16 protein-coding genes are annotated in these 20,976 nt (G+C 59.8%); 12 read left to right on the top strand and 4 right to left on the bottom strand.

Going from position 1 to position 20,976, the window contains the following annotated elements:
* The first annotated feature begins 105 nt into the window (after positions 1 to 105).
* Both metH and QRN20_RS10075 read left to right on the top strand, forming a co-directional pair.
* Entirely contained in the window at positions 106 to 3,825 is a 3,720-nt protein-coding gene (gene metH, locus QRN20_RS10080; protein ID WP_088235167.1) for a methionine synthase, read from the top strand.
* A 366-nt stretch (positions 3,826 to 4,191) separates the two neighbouring features.
* Positions 4,192 to 4,422 (top strand): DUF2970 domain-containing protein, encoded by a 231-nt coding sequence (locus tag QRN20_RS10075; RefSeq protein WP_004884972.1) that lies wholly within the window; start codon positions 4,192 to 4,194, stop codon positions 4,420 to 4,422.
* Here QRN20_RS10075 and QRN20_RS10070 read toward each other — a convergent pair.
* The gene (locus tag QRN20_RS10070) at positions 4,404 to 5,504 is read right to left on the bottom strand and encodes an ABC transporter substrate-binding protein (RefSeq protein WP_285360285.1); all 1,101 of its coding nucleotides are present in this window, start codon (positions 5,502 to 5,504) and stop codon (positions 4,404 to 4,406) included. The genes QRN20_RS10075 and QRN20_RS10070 overlap by 19 nt on opposite strands.
* Before the next feature lie 536 nt (positions 5,505 to 6,040).
* On the opposite strand from QRN20_RS10070, the gene QRN20_RS10065 reads away from it, so the two are divergent.
* Positions 6,041 to 7,699 (top strand): nitrite/sulfite reductase, encoded by a 1,659-nt coding sequence (locus QRN20_RS10065; protein WP_096767935.1) that lies wholly within the window; start codon positions 6,041 to 6,043, stop codon positions 7,697 to 7,699.
* Complete coding sequence (locus QRN20_RS10060) at positions 7,683 to 8,177, top strand: DUF934 domain-containing protein (protein ID WP_004884959.1); 495 nt, start codon at positions 7,683 to 7,685, stop codon at positions 8,175 to 8,177. Before QRN20_RS10065 ends, QRN20_RS10060 begins: the two co-directional genes overlap by 17 nt.
* A gap of 657 nt (positions 8,178 to 8,834) precedes the next feature.
* Here the strand turns inward: QRN20_RS10060 and sohB are convergent.
* Positions 8,835 to 9,860, bottom strand: a complete 1,026-nt coding sequence (gene sohB, locus QRN20_RS10055; RefSeq protein ID WP_029242341.1) for a protease SohB — start codon at positions 9,858 to 9,860, stop codon at positions 8,835 to 8,837.
* A 203-nt stretch (positions 9,861 to 10,063) separates the two neighbouring features.
* Between sohB and QRN20_RS10050 the strand changes: the two genes are divergently transcribed.
* The 6 genes from QRN20_RS10050 to QRN20_RS10025 all read left to right on the top strand — a co-directional run bounded on the left by QRN20_RS10050 (position 10,064) and on the right by QRN20_RS10025 (position 15,339).
* Positions 10,064 to 10,774 (top strand): histidine phosphatase family protein, encoded by a 711-nt coding sequence (locus QRN20_RS10050; protein WP_122501330.1) that lies wholly within the window; start codon positions 10,064 to 10,066, stop codon positions 10,772 to 10,774.
* Positions 10,775 to 10,842: 68 nt separating this feature from the next.
* A complete protein-coding gene (locus QRN20_RS10045; RefSeq protein WP_004884937.1) occupies positions 10,843 to 11,160 on the top strand; it encodes an SCP2 sterol-binding domain-containing protein in 318 nt (105 codons plus the stop codon).
* Between the two features lie 208 nt (positions 11,161 to 11,368).
* A complete protein-coding gene (locus QRN20_RS10040; RefSeq protein ID WP_122501329.1) occupies positions 11,369 to 12,436 on the top strand; it encodes a phosphotransferase family protein in 1,068 nt (355 codons plus the stop codon).
* A 23-nt stretch (positions 12,437 to 12,459) separates the two neighbouring features.
* Positions 12,460 to 13,227: an SDR family oxidoreductase gene (locus QRN20_RS10035; protein ID WP_029242345.1), complete on the top strand. Its 768-nt coding sequence runs from the start codon at positions 12,460 to 12,462 to the stop codon at positions 13,225 to 13,227.
* A 109-nt stretch (positions 13,228 to 13,336) separates the two neighbouring features.
* A complete protein-coding gene (locus QRN20_RS10030) occupies positions 13,337 to 14,485 on the top strand; it encodes a Gfo/Idh/MocA family protein (RefSeq protein ID WP_122501328.1) in 1,149 nt (382 codons plus the stop codon).
* Positions 14,486 to 14,559: 74 nt separating this feature from the next.
* Positions 14,560 to 15,339, top strand: a complete 780-nt coding sequence (locus tag QRN20_RS10025; RefSeq protein ID WP_029242347.1) for a TSUP family transporter — start codon at positions 14,560 to 14,562, stop codon at positions 15,337 to 15,339.
* Here QRN20_RS10025 and nudC read toward each other — a convergent pair.
* Positions 15,307 to 16,143, bottom strand: a complete 837-nt coding sequence (nudC, locus tag QRN20_RS10020; protein ID WP_004884927.1) for an NAD(+) diphosphatase — start codon at positions 16,141 to 16,143, stop codon at positions 15,307 to 15,309. The genes QRN20_RS10025 and nudC overlap by 33 nt on opposite strands.
* 39 nt (positions 16,144 to 16,182) lie before the next feature.
* The gene (locus QRN20_RS10015; RefSeq protein WP_502942117.1) at positions 16,183 to 17,025 is read right to left on the bottom strand and encodes a crotonase/enoyl-CoA hydratase family protein; all 843 of its coding nucleotides are present in this window, start codon (positions 17,023 to 17,025) and stop codon (positions 16,183 to 16,185) included.
* 187 nt (positions 17,026 to 17,212) lie between these two features.
* Between QRN20_RS10015 and QRN20_RS10010 the strand changes: the two genes are divergently transcribed.
* Positions 17,213 to 18,697 carry an ATPase domain-containing protein gene (locus QRN20_RS10010; RefSeq protein ID WP_025995696.1) on the top strand — a complete coding sequence of 495 codons (1,485 nt, stop codon included), beginning with the start codon at positions 17,213 to 17,215 and terminating at the stop codon, positions 18,695 to 18,697.
* Positions 18,694 to 20,724: a response regulator gene (locus QRN20_RS10005; protein ID WP_029242350.1), complete on the top strand. Its 2,031-nt coding sequence runs from the start codon at positions 18,694 to 18,696 to the stop codon at positions 20,722 to 20,724. The genes QRN20_RS10010 and QRN20_RS10005 overlap by 4 nt, the downstream gene beginning before the upstream one ends.
* Positions 20,725 to 20,976 lie beyond the last annotated feature (252 nt).

The following is a 20,976-nucleotide window of genomic DNA, read 5'->3' as shown; positions in this document are numbered from 1 at the left end:
GCCTCAACATGAACGATTTTCATGCAAAAGCCCTGACAACACCAAATCCGTTCCGGTTTGCTATTATCGCCTTCTTTAAGTATCGACCTTCTCAAGGTAGCCCTCATGTCCGACCGTAGCGCCCGCCATCAAGCCTTCATCAATGCTCTGAAACAAAGGATCCTGATCCTCGATGGCGGCATGGGCACGATGATCCAGAGCTACAGGCTTGAGGAGCAGGACTACCGTGGCAAGCGTTTCGCCGACTGGCCGAGCGACGTCAAGGGTAACAACGACCTGTTGATCCTGACGCGCCCGGACGTGATCGGCGCCATCGAGAAGGAATACCTGGACGCCGGGGCCGACATTCTCGAGACCAACACCTTCAACGCCACTCAGGTGTCCCAGGCCGATTACGGCATGGAATCCATCGTTTATGAGCTGAACGTCGAAGGCGCTCGCCTGGCGCGCAAGGTCGCGGATGCCAAGACCCTTGAAACCCCGGACAAACCGCGCTTTGTCGCAGGCGTGCTCGGCCCGACCAGCCGGACCTGCTCGCTGTCGCCTGACGTCAACAATCCCGGCTACCGCAACGTCACCTTCGATGAGCTGGTGGAAAACTATACCGAAGCCACGCGCGGCCTGATCGAGGGCGGCGCGGACCTGATCCTGATCGAAACCATTTTCGACACCCTCAACGCCAAGGCCGCGATTTTCGCCGTGCAAGGCGTGTTCGAAGAACTGGGCTTCGAGCTGCCGATCATGATTTCCGGGACCATCACCGACGCGTCCGGCCGCACCTTGTCCGGCCAGACCACCGAAGCGTTCTGGAACTCCATCAGTCACGCCAAGCCGATCTCGGTCGGTCTGAACTGCGCACTGGGCGCCAGCGAACTGCGTCCTTATCTGCAGGAACTGGCCAACAAGGCCAACACCCATGTGTCCGCGCACCCGAACGCCGGTCTTCCCAATGCCTTCGGTGAATACGACGAGCTGCCGAGCCAGACTGCAAAAATCATCGAGGAATTCGCCGAAAGCGGGTTCCTGAACATCGTCGGCGGCTGCTGCGGCACCACGCCCGCACACATCAAGGCCATCGCCCAGGCCGTTTCCGGCTATGCGCCGCGTCAGATCCCGGACATCCCCAAGGCCTGTCGCCTGTCGGGGCTCGAGCCGTTCACCATCGATCGCCAGTCGCTGTTCGTCAACGTCGGCGAGCGCACCAACATCACCGGTTCCGCCCGCTTCGCCCGCCTGATCCGTGAAGACAACTACACCGAAGCACTGGAAGTCGCCCTGCAGCAGGTCGAGGCCGGTGCGCAGGTGATCGACATCAACATGGACGAAGGGATGCTGGACTCGAAGAAGGCGATGGTGACCTTCCTCAACCTGATCGCAGGCGAACCGGACATTTCCCGTGTGCCGATCATGATCGATTCCTCGAAATGGGAAGTGATCGAAGCGGGCCTGAAATGCATCCAGGGCAAGGGCATCGTCAACTCCATCAGCATGAAGGAAGGCGTCGAGCAGTTCATTCACCACGCCAGACTCTGCAAGCGTTACGGCGCGGCGGTAGTGGTCATGGCCTTCGACGAACAGGGCCAGGCCGACACCGAGGCGCGCAAGAAGGAAATCTGCAAACGCTCTTACGACATTCTGGTCAATGAAGTCGGCTTCCCGCCGGAAGACATCATCTTCGACCCGAACATCTTCGCCATTGCCACCGGCATCGAAGAGCACAACAACTACGCCGTAGACTTCATCAACGCCTGCGCCTACATCCGCGACGAGCTGCCGTATGCGCTGACCTCCGGCGGTGTGTCCAACGTATCGTTCTCGTTCCGGGGCAACAACCCGGTGCGCGAGGCCATTCACTCGGTTTTCCTGCTGCACGCCATCCGCAACGGCCTGAGCATGGGTATCGTCAACGCCGGCCAGCTGGAAATCTACGACCAGATCCCGGCGGAACTGCGCGACTGCGTGGAGGATGTGGTGCTAAACCGCAACCCCGAAGGCACCGATGCGTTGCTGGCGATTGCCGACAAGTTCAAGGGCGATGGCAGCGTCAAGGAAGCCGAAACCGAGGAATGGCGCAGCTGGCCCGTGAATCAGCGCCTGGAACACGCGCTGGTCAAGGGCATCACCACCCACATCGTCGAAGACACCGAAGAGTCGCGCCAGTCGTTCAACCGCCCTATCGAAGTGATCGAAGGCCCGCTGATGTCTGGCATGAACGTGGTCGGCGACCTGTTCGGTTCCGGCAAGATGTTCCTGCCCCAAGTGGTCAAATCCGCCCGCGTGATGAAACAGGCCGTGGCGCACCTGATTCCCTTCATCGAATTGGAAAAAGGCGACAAGCCGGAGGCCAAGGGCAAGATTCTGATGGCCACGGTCAAAGGCGACGTGCATGACATCGGCAAGAACATCGTCGGCGTGGTGCTGGGCTGTAACGGCTATGACATCGTCGACCTGGGCGTGATGGTGCCTGCGGAGAAAATCCTCCAGGTGGCCCGCGAAGAGAAATGCGACATCATCGGCCTGTCCGGCCTGATCACGCCTTCGCTGGACGAAATGGTGCATGTCGCCCGGGAAATGCAGCGTCAGGACTTCCACCTGCCACTGATGATCGGTGGCGCAACCACGTCCAAGGCCCACACTGCGGTCAAGATCGAACCCAAGTACAGCAATGACGCAGTCATCTACGTGACCGACGCATCGCGTGCCGTGGGCGTTGCCACTCAACTGTTGTCCAAAGAGTTGAAGCCCGCCTTCATCGAGAAGACGCGCCTGGACTACATCGAAGTGCGCGAGCGCACCTCGGCACGCAGTTCGCGCACCGAACGCCTGAGCTACGGCGCTGCCGTTGCGAAAAAGCCGCAGTTCGACTGGGAACACTACACCCCTGCCCGGCCGACCTTCACCGGCACCCGGGTACTGAACGACATCGACCTGAACGTCCTGGCCGACTACATCGACTGGACGCCGTTCTTCATCTCCTGGGATCTGGCCGGCAAATACCCGCGCATCCTGACCGACGAAGTGGTTGGCGAGGCTGCCACCGCGCTGTTCGCCGACGCTCAGCAGATGCTGCGCAAGCTGATCGACGAAAAACTGATCAGCGCCCGCGCCGTGTTCGGCTTCTGGCCGGCCAATCAGGTTGATCACGATGATCTGGAAGTCTATGGCGAAGACGGCAAGCCGCTGGCAAAACTGCATCACCTGCGCCAGCAGACCATCAAGCCAGACGGCAAGCCCAACTACTCGCTCGCCGACTTCGTGGCGCCGAAGAGCAGCGGCCTGACCGACTACATCGGTGGCTTCATCACCACCGCAGGCATCGGTGCCGAGGAAGTGGCCAAGGCTTATCAGGACAACGGCGACGACTACAACTCGATCATGGTCAAGGCCCTGGCCGACCGTCTGGCCGAAGCGTGTGCCGAGTGGCTGCACCAGCAGGTGCGCAAGGATTACTGGGGTTACGCAAAGGACGAGGCGCTGGACAACGAAGCCCTTATCAAAGAGCAGTACATGGGCATTCGCCCGGCGCCAGGCTATCCGGCGTGCCCGGATCACACCGAAAAAGGCACCCTGTTCGCCTTGCTGGACCCGCTGCCGGAAGGCACGCCCGAGCACACCCCTGGCCGCAGCGGCGTGTTCCTGACCGAACACTACGCCATGTTCCCGGCGGCGGCGGTCAGCGGCTGGTACTTTGCCCATCCTCAAGCGCAGTACTTCGCAGTCGGCAAGATCGACAAGGATCAGATCGAGAGCTACACCGCCCGTAAAGGTCAGGACCTCAGCGTGACCGAGCGCTGGCTGGCACCAAACCTGGGTTACGACGAGTAAGCCGCAGCAATGTGAGACCGTCGCCGGGCACGAGTCGTTATACACAAGTCCGCCTCGACACTGATCGTGCCCATCGCTCCCCGCTCATCGTTATACACAAATCGATCTGAAGGAACGCGGTACCGAAAGTGGGAGCGGACTTGTCCGCGAATACTGCGTTTCAGACGCTGGATCTTCGTCGGATGTACCAGCTTTCGCGGACAAACGGAACGCCGCCCGGTCCGCTCCCACGGCCGAAATAGTGCCCGCTCCAGATGCGCGTTGCGACTTGTGTATAACGATGAGCGCCGGGCAATCCGGCGACGAGCTGCTCACCACCGCAATGCTGCCTTGGCTAAGCTGAACAGGCATTGGCAGGTGAGTGTTATGGACGAACCATCCGACGACGCTTCCAAAAACAAGGCACCCACGTTCAGGCAGATGCTGCACAGCGTTCTGGCAGCCGCGTTTGGCGTGCAGAGCGGCAAGAATCGCGAGCGTGATTTCACCTATGGCAAGCCTGCGCACTTTTTGCTGCTGGGGTTGTTGTTCACCGTGATTTTCGTTGCGATCCTGTTTGGCATCGTGCAACTGGTGCTTTACCTGGCGCTGGAATGAGCGTCCGGCAACATGTTTTTCAGTGAAAACGGCGAGTCTTCACCTGTTGCGCTCACGTTGAACGCCTGTAGATCGAGCCGGTAGCCTTCGTTCCGGGTGGCCTCCAGAAAACGCTGGGCATCCTGCCGTTCAACCAGATGCAGCACCTCGACGGTCCTCGCCCCGGCCTGCAGGTGAGTCTGTCGATGAGCCGTGTCATAGCGGTGCAACAGGATGATCGCCCAGCCGCCAAGGGTAAAGTGCCCGGTTGCGACGACACTGAGACGCCCATCCAACTGCGCCTGCAGTGACATGGAGGTGCCATTGATCGCACTGAACAGAACGTCCCTGCCTGGCTGGCCGCCCCGCTCGCGCAACGCGTCCATGGCGCCGAAGGCCATTTGTTCATTGGCGGACCAGACCAGACGAATGTCCGGATAGCGGTTGAACAAAACCCGCGCCTGCTCGAGCGCCCGATATCGCAACCAGCCACTGAGCACGATCTGACGCAGATGGACTTCAGGGTGCTCGGCAAGCGCACGACGCAGACCCTGTTCGCGATACAACGAGACGGGCGTGGTGTTGGTGCCGGAAAACGCCAGCATCTCCACCGTCCCGCCTCCCGGCTGACGCGGATAAAGACTGATAAGGCGTTTGGCAGTCAGGTAACCGCCCTCTTCGTCATTGCCGACCAGACTGCCAATAAAGTCGGGATAACGCCTGGGAAGGTCACCGATGATACGAATCTGATCCGCCGTGAGGGTGTTATTCACAGCAAACAGTTTGACCCCACTGCCCAGCGACAAACGCAGAATCTCCGGGGCGACGTTGAGCTCGTTGGAGAACAGCAGATAATCGGGACGTGCCTTGCCCTGCAGCGTTTCGCGCGCCATGGCGAGCAACTTGCGGGTGTCGCGGTCGGAATACAGCACCGTCAGCGTCATGTCGGTGGTGCGGGCTGCCGATTGCATGACCCGGACATAGCTGCGCCAATACCCGTCGCTCTCCGTGCCGGGACTGATAAACACCACTGTCGCTGCCCACGCCGAACCCGCCCACAGCCAGCCCATCAGGACCGCCAGACGAACCACGAACACCTTCATATACCCAGACCCTGAACCGCAGAATTGATCGCGCTATGGCAGATCTATCGGCGGCAACGGTCGGATTCTGGAGCGTGTGCAGCAAATTCTCCGGGCGCTGCTATCGCCCGCTGACCCAGAACACGGCGGCACCTACGGCCAGCAGGATAATAAAGAGAATGGCCCAGGCATCCACAGAGCTGTCGGGCTTGGTCGTTTTGGGGTGCTTGCTCATCGCATCGCCTCTTGTCGGTCTTATGGGTGATTGCATATGAAAGGACTGAAGCAGGCTGTTCAGACAGTGATAACCGTCAGTTAAGTCGACAGTTGCCCACACGGCAAGCAAGGGTATGTTCAACCCCTTCAACGCTTATCGCTTTTAGTGATTTGCATATATATAAACATCACTTTTATCGATATCTGCAAACTGCTATCGTCGCCTCCGCTCCGTAGGGAGTGCGCGACCGTGCGCGCAGAATTGATCAGATGACGCAGTGGCTGCTTGCAATCGACCGCAGCGGCCCTGCTTCATTACGAAGCCTGAGAACAGGACCTATATGTACGTATACGACGATTACGATCAGAGGATCATCGAGGACCGCGTCAAGCAGTTCCGGGATCAGACCCGACGCTACCTGGCCGGGGAACTGAGCGAGGAAGAGTTTCGACCGTTGCGCCTGCAAAACGGTCTCTATGTCCAGCGTTTCGCCCCGATGCTGCGCGTGGCCGTTCCTTACGGCCAGCTGACCTCGCGCCAAGCGCGCATGATGGCGAAGATCGCCCGCGATTTCGACAAGGGTTATGCCCACATCAGTACCCGCCAGAACGTGCAGTTCAACTGGCCGGCGCTGGAAGATGTGCCGGACATTCTGGCCGAACTGGCCACCGTGCAGATGCACGCCATTCAGACCAGCGGCAACTGCCTGCGCAACGTGACCACCGATCAGTTTGCCGGTGTCGCAGCAGACGAACTGGTCGATCCGCGTCCATGGTGCGAAATCGTTCGCCAGTGGACCACTTTCCACCCGGAATTCGCTTACCTGCCGCGCAAGTTCAAGATCGCGATCAACGGTTCGAGCGGTGACCGCGCGGCCATCGAAGTGCATGACATCGGCCTTGAGCCGCTGCGCAACGAAGCCGGCGAGCTGGGTTTCCGCGTGCTGGTCGGCGGCGGTCTGGGCCGTACGCCCGTGGTCGGTGCCTTTATCAATGAATTCCTGCCGTGGCAGGACCTGTTGAGCTACCTCGACGCCATCCTGCGTGTGTACAACCGCTATGGCCGTCGTGACAACAAGTACAAGGCGCGGATCAAGATTCTGGTCAAGGCGCTGACCCCTGAGGTGTTCGCCGAGAAAGTCGAAGCGGAAATGACTCACCTGCGCGGCGGCCAGACCACACTGACCGAAGCCGAGGTAGAGCGCGTTTCGAAGCACTTCGTCGACCCGCAATACAAGGCTCTGGCCGATCAGCACGCCGAACTGGCCGCGCTGGATGCCCAGCACCCTGGCTTCGCTCGCTGGCGCCAGCGCAACGTGTTTGCACACAAGAAGCCTGGCTATGTTGCCGTGACCCTGTCGCTCAAGCCGACCGGTGTTGCACCGGGTGACGTGACCGACAAGCAGCTGGACGCTATTGCAGATCTGGCCGATCGCTACAGCTTCGGCGAGCTGCGTACGTCCCACGAGCAGAACATCATTCTGGCGGACGTCGAGCAGACCGAACTGTTCACGCTGTGGAACGAACTGCGCGAAAACGGCTTTGCCACGCCGAACATCGGCCTGCTGACCGACATCATCTGCTGCCCTGGCGGCGATTTCTGCTCGCTGGCCAACGCCAAGTCGATCCCGATTGCGGAATCGATCCAGCGCCGCTTCGATGATCTGGATTACCTGTTCGACATCGGCGAACTGGACCTGAACATTTCCGGCTGCATGAACGCCTGCGGTCACCACCACGTCGGCCATATCGGCATCCTGGGCGTGGACAAGAAAGGTGAAGAGTTCTATCAGGTTTCGCTGGGTGGCAGCGCCAGCCGCGATGCCAGCCTGGGCAAGATCCTCGGCCCGTCCTTCGCTCAGGACGCCATGCCGGATGTCATCGAGAAGCTGATCGACGTGTATGTCGAGAAACGCAACGAAGACGAGCGTTTCATCGACACCTATCAGCGTATCGGCATTGACCCTTTCAAGGAGCGCGTCTATGCAGCGAATCATTAAGAACAACGAAGTCATCGACGAGACCTGGCACCTGTTGCCCAAGGACACGACCTTCGACAGCCTGTCCAACTGTGACGACCTGATCGTGCCGTTGTCGCTGTGGCGCGAACATGGTCATGCGCTCAAGGCGCGTGATGGCGGTCTGGGTGTGTGGCTGGACAGTGACGAAGAAGCCGAGGAAATTGGCGCTGACGTCGATCAGTTTCAGGTCATCGCCCTGAACTTCCCCGCGTTCACCGACGGGCGCAACTTCTCCAACGCGCGTCTGCTGCGTGACCGTTACGGTTACAAGGGTGAGCTGCGTGCCATCGGCGACGTGCTGCGCGACCAGTTGTTCTACATGCGCCGCTGCGGCTTCGACGCCTTTGCCATACGTCCCGACAAGGACCCGTACGAAGCGCTGGAAGGCCTCAAGGACTTCTCGGTGACCTACCAGGCCGCGACCGACGAGCCACTGCCTCTGTTCCGTCGCCGCTGATTGCGCTGACCCGCTGAAACAAAAAAGCCCGGGCCTTCATTGAAGGTCCGGGCTTTTTAGTTGTGGCTTGCAAAGGGTTCGTGCCTCGGCTCTGCACTGCATCCTGAAGCGGACGCGGAGCGTCTTGGGCGGCATTCCCAAGCGGAGCGCTCGTCGTTATACACAAAAGTCTGCCTCAACCCTGATCGTGCCCACGCTCTGCGTGGGTATGCCGCCCGTGACGCTCCGCGTCACACATGTCACAGACTGCGGATTCAGTGAGCCGAGCGCATGGCTCAAGTCACCTTTTCGCCCCTCGGCGACCTACTTTGAGGGGCCAAAGTAGGCAAAGCCCGCTGCTCCGGTTCCGGCCCCGGCTTCGCCGGGGTTCCTTCGTCCTGACACTGATTCGGGGGTCGCTGCAAATGGGCCATCCATGGCCCAGTGCAGCTCAATCGGCATCCATGCCGATTGCCCCCCGAATCAGCGCCAGGACTCAGCCTTCACCCACGTCGCGTTCTGCAGTGTTCTCACCATCGCGCTACAAAAGCACATCAGTGGGGCTGCCTCTCCGGATAGCCAGATGATTTGTGTATAACGATGAGCACGGAGCGGAGGAACGATCCATGTGAGGACCTCTACTGATCGTGCCCATCGCTCTGACCGGAGAAGCAACGATCACCAGAACCGCTGCTGCGTCAGCCGCCCCCACCACTTGGCAACCAAACCATCTGCCGATGCAGCCGCTGCCATGCCCATGCGCTCCTGCAGGCTCTTGCGCTGTACGTAGTGCAGATGGAACACGTCGGCATCCTTGGCACGCTCGGCCAGGTACTCGTCACTGGTCTTGAGCTCATCCACCAGTTGCTTGTCCAGCGCAGCCATGCCCAGCCAGACTTCGCCGGTAGCGACTTCATCGATCGACAGCTGAGGACGGTAGCTGGCGACGAAGTTCTTGAACAGGTCGTGGGTGATGTCCAGGTCCTGCTGAAACTTCTCGCGGCCCTTCTCGGTGTTTTCGCCGAACACCGTCAGCGTGCGTTTGTATTCACCCGCGGTCAGCACTTCAAAGTCGATGTCGTGTTTCTTCAGCAGACGGTTGACGTTGGGCAATTGAGCGACAACGCCAATCGACCCGAGAATCGCAAACGGTGCGCTGATAATTTTGTTGCCGATGCAGGCCATCATGTAGCCGCCGCTTGCCGCGACCTTGTCGATGCAGATGGTCAGCGGAATGCCTGCCTGACGGATACGGGCCAGCTGCGAAGACGCCAGCCCATAGCTGTGAACCATACCGCCGCCGCTTTCCAGACGCAGCACCACTTCGTCCTTGTCGGTGGCCAGGGTCAGCAGTGCCGTGATCTCGTGGCGCATGCTTTCGGTGGCAGAGGCCTTGATATCCCCATCGAAGTCCAGCACGTAGACGCGGGCCTTCTCTTCGACCTTGTCCTTCTTCTCTTTCTTCAGCGCCCTGGCCTGCTCCTTGCGAAGCGCCTTGAGGCGATCCTTGCCCAGCAGCGACTGCTCCAGACGCTCGCGCAGACCTTTGTAGAAGTCATTGAGGCGTGTGACCTGCAATTGTCCGGCGGTTTTGCGACGTCCCTTGCCACGCATGGACGCAATGGCGACCAGCACCACGATGATGGCAACCACCAGCGTGACTGTCTTGGCCAGAAAACTGGCGTAATCGACAACGAACTCCACGGATAATCCTCACTTGCATTGCGCCCTTACCAATCAAGGGCCGCGATGTCGCCAGCATACCGACGCCCCCTCACGATCACCAGCGGCAAGGGTTACAAGCCATTAAAACAGTGATTTCAAACGAGCGTATGTTTTTTGATTGACAGCTCCCCGGCATCCCTCATAACCTCGCCAGACCTTCAACGTACCGAGACGAACCGGACGTGGGCAGCATCTACCTGATACGACATGGCCAGGCCTCATTTGGTGCAGACGATTACGACGTCCTGTCGCCTCTGGGCATTCGTCAGGCACAGATTGTCGGCGCACACCTCGCAGATCTCGGTATTGGCTTCGATCGCTGCATCTCCGGCGACCTGCGTCGTCAGAAAGACACCGCGCTCAATGCACTGGCCCAGTTCGGCGAAGCCGGTCTGAATGTGCCGGAGCTTGAAATCGACAGCGCGTTCGACGAGTTCGATGCCGAAGGCGTCATGCGTGCCCTGATCCCCGCCATGCTGTCGCAAGAACCGAAGGCGCTGGATATCCTGCGGGATGCCGCCAACAATCGCGCCGAATTTCAGCGCCTGTTTTCACTGATTATCGGTCGCTGGATCGGTGGTCAGCACGACACCCTCGGCCTGCAGAGCTGGCTGGGTTTCGTCGCAAGGGTAAAGGCCGGGCTGGACCGGATCGTCCAGAACGCAGCGCCCAATGAGCGCATCGCCGTGTTCACCTCCGGCGGCACCATTACCGCGCTGCTGCATCTGATTACAGGCATGCCTGCGCAGCAGGCATTCGAACTCAACTGGCACATCGTCAACACTTCATTGCACAAACTCGGATTCAGAGGCAGTGAAGTGACCCTGGCTTCCTTCAACGGTTATACGCACCTGCAACTGCTGAAGGCGCCGGAGCTCATCACCTATCGCTGAGCTGGCCAAAAGCGCGCTCGTCGGGCGCCAGAAATCACCAACATCAGACCCCATAAAAGGATCAAGACATGACCTCAACAGCTGACGCCGTGAAAACCATGCAAGCCAAGTTCAACCCAAGCGCCGCTGCCGGCCTGGACCTGGTCTTCGGTTTCCATATCACCGACGAAGACAAGTACTACGCACTGATCGTCAAGGACAGCACCTGCGACCTGCAGGAAGGCGAGAACCCTGATGCCAACGTCACGCTGGTGATGGACAGCCAAACGCTCAAAGGCATTGTCAGCGGCGAAACCGACGGCATGCAGGCTTTCATGGGCGGCAAGCTGCGCGCTGAAGGCGACATGATGCTGGCGATGAAGCTGAGCGAGCTGTTTCCGGTATAAATCCAGGACAACGCTTGATGCATCCGAAGAAACCGAAGCCGACAGGCTTCGGTTTTTTTTCGCCTGACCGTTCATGTCCAGTGATCAAGGCCGCTGATTGACCGGCAACACGCTAGCCTATAAAGCGGTCCGGCAGTTGTTTGCGGGCTCGCCTATCATTAGATTAGTCAATGTTTCTGGCTGACCATAATAAGCAGAAGGGATAAGCATGGCGCTGACCGACCAGTCCACGGACATCCGTAGCGGCGAAGAACTTGACGTCGCCCTCATCGATCCGTATCTCAAAAACCACATGCCGGAGCTGCATGGCACGCCGCTGATCAGTCAGTTTCCGGGCGGCGCCTCGAATCTCACCTACCTGATCCAGTACCCCGAACGGGAACTGGTGCTGCGTCGGCCGCCCTTCGGGCACAAGGCGCGCTCGGCCCACGACATGGGTCGCGAGTACCGCATCCTCAATCAACTCAAGGATGCGTTTCCCTACTGCCCCCAGGCTTACCTGCACTGCACCGACGAATCGGTCATCGGGTCCGAGTTCTATGTGATGGAACGCGTCCAGGGCATCATCCTGCGTTCGGACCTGCCACCCGCACTGGGTCTGGGCGCAAGGCAGACCGAGGACCTGTGCAAGAGCTTCATCGACAAGCTGGTGGACCTGCACCGGGTCGATTATCAGGCCTGTGGCCTGGGCGATCTGGGCAAACCCCACGGCTACGTACAGCGGCAGATTCTGGGCTGGACCGAACGCTACGAGAAAGCCATGACCCCCGACGCGCCCGCCTGGGATCAGGTCAAGGCCTGGCTGGCTGCGAAGATGCCAGCCGACTCACCGGTTGCCAGCATCGTGCACAACGACTACCGCTTCGATAACGTGATCCTCGACCCGGAGAACCCGATGCACATCATCGGCGTGCTGGACTGGGAGCTGACCACCCTGGGCGATCCGCTGATGGACCTAGGCAACACCCTCGCCTACTGGATTCAGGCCGATGACCCGGCGCCCGTGCAACTGATGCGTCGTCAGCCCAGTCATGCGCCCGGCATGTTGACCCGCCAGCAATTCGTGGATTACTACGCGGAACGCGCCGGCATGCAGATCGACAACTTCGATTTCTATTACACCTACGGTCTGTTTCGTCTGGCCGGTATCGTGCAGCAGATCTATTACCGGTTCTATCACGGCCAGACGCAGGACAAACGCTTCGCACAGTTCATTCACATGAACAGGCTGCTGGAGCAGATGAGCCTTAATGTAATTGCCAAATCCAGCCTTTGATGACATCAGAACAAGGAAAAGACATGTCCAGAACCCAACTCTTCGACCTCGACGGCAAAATCGCTTTCGTTTCCGGCGCCAGTCGCGGGATCGGCGAGGCCATTGCCCGCCTGCTGGCCCAGCAAGGCGCCCATGTCATTGTGTCCAGTCGCAAAATCGAGGGGTGTCAGGCCATCGCCGACGCAATCATCGCAGATGGCGGCAAGGCCACTGCAATCGCGTGTCATATCGGCGAAATGGAACAGATCGGCAGCGTCTTCGCGCAGATTCGGGAACAGTTCGGGCGCCTGGACATTCTGGTCAACAATGCCGCCACCAACCCGCAGTTCTGCAACGTGCTGGACACCGACCTCAGCGCGTTCCAGAAAACCGTGGACGTGAACATTCGCGGCTATTTCTTCATGTCGGTGGAAGCCGGCAAGCTGATGCGCGAGACCGGCGGCGGCAGCATCATCAACGTGGCGTCGATCAACGCGGTATCACCTGGCGCGTTCCAGGGCGTCTATTCGATGACCAAGGCTGCAGTGATCAACATGACCAAAGTATTCGCCAAGGAATGCGCGGGCTTCGGCATCCGCTGCAATGCCCTGCTGCCCGGCCTGACCGACACCAAATTCGCTTCGGCGCTGGTCAAGAACGATGCAATCCTGAACATGGCGCTGGCGCAGATACCGCTCAAGCGCGTGGCAGCGCCCAGCGAAATGGCCGGAGCCGTCTTGTACCTTGCCAGCGAGGCTTCCAGCTACACCACTGGCGTCGCGCTGAACGTGGATGGCGGTTTCCTGTCCTGATCAGCCAGCGCTGAGGCCACCTCAAAGCTGCGATATGAATTATATTTTCCATTAATTAATTATTTGGAATATATTTTCCGCATAACAACAATCCTTTCTGGAGAATGTCATGCGGGAAACCACTTCTTCCACCCTTCCGGAATACGGTATCGGTCTTATTGGTACCGGTTTCATGGGCCGTGCTCACGCGCTGGCATTCGGCAACGCCAACGCGGCCCTTGATCTTCCCGCACGCATTCGACTCGCCGCGCTGGCCGATGCCGACAGCGTACGCGCCGAGCAGTGTGCGCAGGCCTGGGGTTTTGATCGCAGCCATGCCGACTGGCAGCAATTGATCGATGATCCGAGCGTACAAATCGTGGCGATCACCACGCCCAACCATCTGCATTTCCCGATGGCCATGGCCGCCATTGCCGCAGGCAAGGCGGTGTACTGCGAAAAACCATTGGCAGTGAGCCTCGCGCAGGCCGATCAGATGCGGCGCAGCGCCAGAGCCGCAGGCGTCGTGACCCAGGTGGGTTACAACTACCAGCACAACCCCATGATTGGCCTGGCCCGGGAAATGATCGAGGCTGGCGAACTGGGCGAGATTGTCAGCTTCCAGGGCGAATTCAGTGAAGACTTTATGGGCAACGCGCAATCACCCTGGTCGTGGCGCTGCGAAGCCGCGCACGCAGGCGGAGCCCTGGCCGATCTGGGCAGCCACCTGCTGGCCATGGCGCGCTACCTGCTGGGCGATGTCGAAGCGGTATGTGCCGATGTCAGCACCGTTCACCGTCAACGTCCTGCCAGCGCGGGCAGCAACGAACTGCGCGACATTGCCGTCGACGACCAGACCCATGCCCTGCTGCGCTTCGCCAATGGCGCACGCGGGACCTTCAGCAGCAGCTGGCTCAAGCACGGCTACAAGAATTATCTCAGCTTCGAGATCAGCGGCACCAAAGGCACACTGGCCTTCGATCAGGAGCGTCTCAACGAGCTGCGTCTGTACCGCGCCGGAGCGCCCGGCCGGGACGGCTTCCAGCGACTGCTGGCTGGCCCTTCACTGCCCGGTTACGCCGCGTTCTGCCCTGCGCCGGGTCACCAGCTGGGGTACAACGAACTCAAGGCGCTGGAGGTTCAGGCGCTGATCCTGTCGATGTGCGGCCAAGGCAACCGTGGCCCGGACTTCGAGGAAGCCTGGCAAATCGAACGCCTGGCGGCGGCCATTCGCCTGGCCGCCGAGCAGCAACGCTGGATCGCGCTCGCGGATATCTGACAGGCTTCCTGCAACATTCGGCAAAGGGTTAGAATGCGCCGCCATTCTGCCCTTCTGCCAATAAGCCGCCCTCCATGCCTTTCGAACTCAGCGTCGACCTGACCACCCTCGCCATTCTGGCGGTCGTTGCCTTCATTGCCGGATTCATCGACGCCATCGCAGGCGGCGGCGGACTGCTGACCACCCCAGCCCTGATGACAGCGGGCCTGCCGCCTCATCTGGTGCTGGGCACCAACAAGCTCAGTTCGACCTTCGGCTCGGCGACTGCCAGCTTCACGTTCTACCGGCGCAAGCTGTTCGATCCCAAGCAGTGGGTTCACGCCATTGTCGGCACGGCTGTCGGTGCTGCAATCGGTGCAGTGATTGCCCATTACCTGCCCGCCGAATGGCTGAACCAGATGCTGCCGGTGATTGTGTTCGGCTGCGGCCTGTACCTGCTGTTTGGTGGCACACCCAAGGCGCCATTGGACAGCGATGCCCCGATCAAGAAGAAATGGCAACTGCCTCAGGGGCTGGGTCTGGGCTTCTACGACGGCGTCGCAGGCCCTGGAACCGGCGCTTTCTGGACGGTCAGCACACTGCTGATCTATCCGGTCGATCTGGTCAAGGCCAGCGGCGTGGCGCGCAGCATGAACTTCGTCAGCAATGCGGTGGCGCTGTCGGTGTTCATGCTCTCGGGTCAGGTGGATTACGTGATCGGCCTGTGCATGGGCCTGGCGGTGATGCTAGGTGCCTACTTCGGTGCAGGAACGGCGATCAAGGGCGGCGCGAAATTCATCCGCCCTGTGTTCATCACTGTGGTACTGGGTCTGACCGTGCGCCTAGCCTGGCAACACTGGTTCGGGGGCGCCTGATCGCTCGGCCAGATAGGCCTCGATCAGATAACGCGCAATGGAACGATTGGCAGGCAGGGGTGGCAGGTCATCGATCCGGAACCAGCGTGCGTCTTCGATTTCATCGGCCTGAGGCACAATCTCTCCGCTGTCGTATTCAGCATGAAAGCCCAGCATCATCGAATGTGGAAACGGCCAGCACTGGCTGCCCATGTATTTGAGGTTTTTGATGCGCACCTGCACCTCTTCCATCACCTCACGACGCACACAATCCTCGGCTGACTCACCGGGCTCGACGAACCCCGCCAGCGTACTGTAAACGCCCGTCACAAAGCGTGGGGACCGCGCCAGCAGGATCTCGTCGCCGCGAGTGATCAGCACGATCATGGAAGGTGAAATGCGCGGATAGAGCCGCAGGTTGTCATGTTCGCAGTACATGGCACGCTCGCCATGCACCTGCACCGTCGGACGGCCGCAGGCTCCGCAGAAACGGTGTTCCCGGGCCCAGGTGCTGATCTGCGCCGCGTAACCCAGCATTTCGAAGATGGCAAAGTCACCCTCCAGCATGAACTGCCGCAGGCCCTGCCACGAACAGCCCTCGACCGCTACCGACCGTTCAAGCACCAGCAGATAGACAGCCTCGCCGTCGAAATGACCGATGCCGTGTTCGCTCTGTACCGGCAAATCCAGCCCCTTGAGCCAGGCTCTGGGGAACATCACCCCGTTGCTGTCCAGCAGAAATCCCTGGTCACCATGGACCACGGCCCAACCGCCACTGGCCTCGATATCCAGTACCGCGGTCGTCCAACGCTCCGGGCGCGTCATGGAAAAACTCCTCTGTTCGAACGCAAGCGTGCTACCGCTTCAATTGTCGAAAACTGGCTTCTGCTTGCTCATCTGGGCAACCATTGCCAGCTTCAGGTCCGCTGATTGCAACATGGCAGCGTTCCAGATAGCAACGTGCTCAAGCCCATCGTCCACGCTGTGGTCACGCATGTAGCCGATCATCTGTTTGGTGCCTTCAATGGCAATCGGCGATTTCTCGGCAATCTGTCGGGCGATGGCCATCACGCCGTCAAGCAACGCAGCTTTATCGGTAAAGCACTGGTTGATGAGGCCGATACGCAGCGCCTCATCGGCTTCTACCGTACGGCCCGTGTAGGCCAGCTCGCGCATGATGCCGTCCGGGATGATTCGCGGCAGGCGTTGCAGGGTGCCGACATCGGCCGCCATGCCCATGTCGATTTCGCGGATCGCAAATTGCACATCGGCGGCGGCGTAGCGCATGTCGCACGCCGACACCAGATCGATTGCGCCGCCCAGACAGTAGCCCTGAATCGCCGCAAGAACTGGCTTGCGACACGTGTCCACGGCAGTGAACGAGGCCTGCATGTCGAGGATGGTGCGCCTGAGTACCCGCGCATTACGCCCGGCATCCTTGCCAAGCTGTCCGGCGACCGAGGCGAGCATATTCAGGTCGATACCGGACGAGAAATGTTTGCCCGCGCCGCTGAGCACCACCACCCGCACCTCATCCTCACGCTCGATCCACTGGAAGATCTCGATGATCTCGGTCCAGAACGCCTCGCTCATGGCATTGATCTTGTCAGCACGATTGATCTGCACATGGGCAATGTTGTCGTTCAGTTCAACGAGAAAGGTTTGGTAGTCGCGCACGGCTTGATCCTCAGGCAGGTGAATTTCCATCGTTGGACTATAACAATCCAGTCACGACTGCTGTCAGGCGACTGTTGTGACATTTGCCGGACCCATATGCCCTTGTGGCAAGGGTGCAGGCCAGGCTGGCCGCCAAATAGTCTGAACCGTCGTAGTGCCATGATGTCCAGTAATGGGTGACACTACTACTGCTCCGTCAGTCATCAGAGGGCGATACTTGAATACGTCAAAAGCGGCAACCGGCATTGAAGGTCTGGACGACATCCTTTCGGGAGGTCTTTCACGCTGTCACGTTTTCCTTCTCGAAGGAGAACCCGGAACCGGCAAGACAACCGTAGCGCTGCAGTTCCTGCTGGCAGGCGCCCAAGCGGGCGAAACTTCGCTGTATATCACGCTTTCCGAGACCGAACGGGAGCTGCGCGACGGCGCGCGTTCCCACGGCTGGGAGCTGGATGAGCACATCAAGATTTTTGAGCTGACGCCGCCAGAAAGCCTGCTGGACGCTGACCACCATCAGAGCCTGCTGTACTCCTCCGACCTGGAGCTGGGCGAAGCGACACGGCAGATTTTCGAAGTGGTCGAACGCGTAAAGCCGACCCGCGTGGTCATCGACAGCCTTTCGGAAATTCGCCTGCTGGCGCAAAGCTCGTTGCGCTATCGCCGTCAGATCCTGGCGATCAAGCACTACTTTGCTCGCTATGACGCCACTGTCGTGCTGTTGGACGACCTGACCACCGAAGCGCTGGACAAGACCGTGCACAGCGTGGCCCACGGCGTCATTCGGCTCGAATCATTGACACCTGCCTACGGCGCAGAACGCAGGCGCCTGAAGATCGTCAAGTACCGTGGCCAGAAGTACCGTGGCGGCTTTCATGACTTCACTATTGCTGAAGATGGTATCCACGTCTTTCCAAGGCTGGTGGCTGCCGAACATCGATCCGACTATTCGCGCGCTCAATTCAGCAGCGGCATTCAGGAGCTGGACGATTTGCTGGGCGGCGGCATCGAAGGCGGCTCCAGCACATTGATTCTTGGTCCTGCGGGCACCGGCAAGTCACTTATCTCGATGGTTTTTGCTGCACAGGCAGTTGCGCGGGGTGAGCGAGTCGGGCTGTTCATCTTTGACGAGGAGATGGGCCTGCTGTTCGAGCGCATGCTGAAGATCGGCATCGATCTGCGTGCACTGCAGGAAACCGGCAACATGCTGATCGAGCAGATCGACGCCGCCGAACTGTCGCCCGGCGAGTTCTCCCATCGCGTCAGGCGCGCAGTCGATCAAAAGCAGATCAAGACCGTCGTCATCGACAGTATCAACGGCTATCAGGCGTCCATGCCTGAAGAAAACGCACTGGTTCTGCACATGCATGAACTGCTGCTGTATCTGAACCGCCGCGGCGCCTCGACGTTCATGACCGTCGCACAGCACGGACTGGTCGGCGACATGCGTTCGCCGGTCGACATCACCTATCTGGCCGACAGCGTCATTCTGCTGCGTTATTTCGAAGCGCTGGGCCAGGTACGCCGGGCCATTTCGATTATCAAGAAACGTACCGGCACGCACGAATCAACCATTCGCGAATACCGGATCAGTAGCAAAGGCTTGAAGATTGGTGCGCCACTGGAAGCCTTCCAGGGTGTACTGCGCGGCGTTCCTACCTATCTGGGCGAGAGCAAACCGCTGTTGACGGACGAAGACTTGTGAGTATTCCGGGGCAACTTTCAGAACGGGCGATCATACTGGCGCCCCGTGGACGGGACAGCCAGATTGCCCTGATGATTCTCAAGGAAGCCGGCTATCCGGCTATCGTGGCACGCGACCTCAATGAGCTGGTCGCGGAATTGGAAACCGGTGCCGGCCTTGCAATTGTTGCCGACGAGGCGCTCCGTACCGCTGACATCACGCCGCTGCTCGACCTGCTGGGCCAGCAGCCTGCCTGGTCGGACCTGCCCATTGTGCTGCTGACCCACCATGGCGGCCCTGAGCAGAATCCGTCGGCGCGCATGGGCAGCCTGCTGGGCAATGTCACATTCCTGGAACGCCCCTTCCATCCCGTCACGCTGGTCAGCCTGGTGGCAACTGCGGTACGCGGGCGACGACGTCAGTACGAAGCGCGTGCACGCCTGGAAGACCTGCTGGAAAGCGAAAAACGTCTGCAAAATGCGCTCAAGGCCGGACGCCTCGGCTCATGGGAGCTGGAGTCCGAGCGTCTGCAACTCACCTGCTCTGCGATCACCCGAGGCCATTACGGCCGTGAAGAGCATCAGGCTTTCACCTACGAAGACTGGCTGGGCGTTGTTTATCCTGAAGACCAGCCGCGCATGCAGTCCGCACTTCAGCGCAGCCTGGATACCGGCGTTGATTTCATCATTGAATACCGAAATGTCTGGCCGGATGGGTCGCTCAACTGGGTTGACGTGCGGGCCCGCGCCATCCGCGACAAAAATGACCGCGTCAGCTCGCTGGTCGGCGTGACCTCCGACATCACCGAGCGCAAACAGGCCGAATCCCAACTGCGTCGCCTCAATGAAACGCTGGAACAGCAAGTCGAAGAGCGCACCTCGCAGTTACGCCACAAGGAAGAAGTGCTTCGCCAGTCGCAGAAGATGGAAGCCGTCGGACAGTTGACCGGCGGTATCGCCCACGACTTCAACAACATGCTGACCGGCATCATTGGCAGCCTGGAGCTAATCAGGCGACGTCTGGCACGCGGGCGTACCGAGGGCCTGGATAACCTGATCGACCTGGGCGTCACTTCAGCCAATCGTGCAGCCGCCCTCACCCATCGCCTGCTGGCGTTCTCCCGCCGTCAGTCGCTGGACTCCAAGCCGGTAGAGATGAACCATCTGATCAACGCCATGGGCGAACTGATTCAGCGCAGCGTCAACGAGAGCATCAAGCTGGAAATGCAGCTGGCCGGCGATCTGTGGACCGCCGAGGCAGACCCCAACCAGTTGGAAAACGCCCTCCTCAATCTGGTACTCAACGCCCGCGACGCGATGCCGGATGGCGGACTGCTGACGGTAGAGACTTACAACCGTCAACTGGACAAGTCCTTTACCAACGCTCATGAGAACCTGCTGCCGGGCGACTACGTCGTCCTGAGCATCACCGACAACGGCTGCGGCATGCCGGAAGCGGTCATCAGCCGCGCATTTGACCCGTTTTTCACGACCAAACCCATCGGTCAGGGCACAGGCCTCGGGCTGTCCATGATCTACGGCTTCAGCAAGCAGTCTCACGGCCATGTGGCGATCAAGAGCGAAGTCGGTCGCGGCACAACCGTGGAACTGTTCCTGCCGCGCTTCAAAGGCAATCAGGACGAGGACGAACAAAGCTTCCAGAGCAATGCGGTGTATGCCAAAGAAGGCGAAACCGTGCTGATCGTCGAAGACGACCCGGCCGTCAGGGCGCTGGTCAGCGAGGTGCTCAGTGAACTGGGGTACGCCTTCATCGAGGCCGGTGACTCTCTGTCCGCAGTGCCGATACTGGAGTCAGGGCAGCGGATCGACCTATTGATCAGCGATGTCGGGCTTCCCGGCATGAACGGTCGTCAGCTCGCGGAAATCGCAAGGCAACTGCGGCCGGAGCTTAAGGTGTTGTTCATCACCGGTTACGCCGAGCATGCCGCTGCACGCTCAGGATTCCTGGACACCGGCATGCAACTGATCACCAAACCCTTCGCGTTTGATCACCTGACGTCCAAAGTTCGGGAAATGATCGAGGCTTGATAAAGCTCAAGCCCGATAGCCGTCTGTTGCGCACCATCCAGACTCCCGGACCTCTCTCGCCATCGCGCAGCAGAAACCAGACTGTGGGAATGCTCACCGCATCTTTGACGGAGCGCTGTAGCGCAGCAAACACCGAGCTGTAGGAGCGCGCTTGCCCGCGATCTGCCGGGAACCGGCAGCAAAACCGACGCAAGCGATGTGTCAGATGCGACTTGGGGCCGCTGCGCAGCCCATCGTTGCCGTCGTACCTCC

The sequence above is a fragment of the Pseudomonas sp. fls2-241-TYG-175 genome (assembly GCF_030209155.1).
Lineage (GTDB): Bacteria > Pseudomonadota > Gammaproteobacteria > Pseudomonadales > Pseudomonadaceae > Aquipseudomonas > Aquipseudomonas viridiflava.
This window is presented reverse-complemented; position numbering and strand designations above follow the sequence as displayed.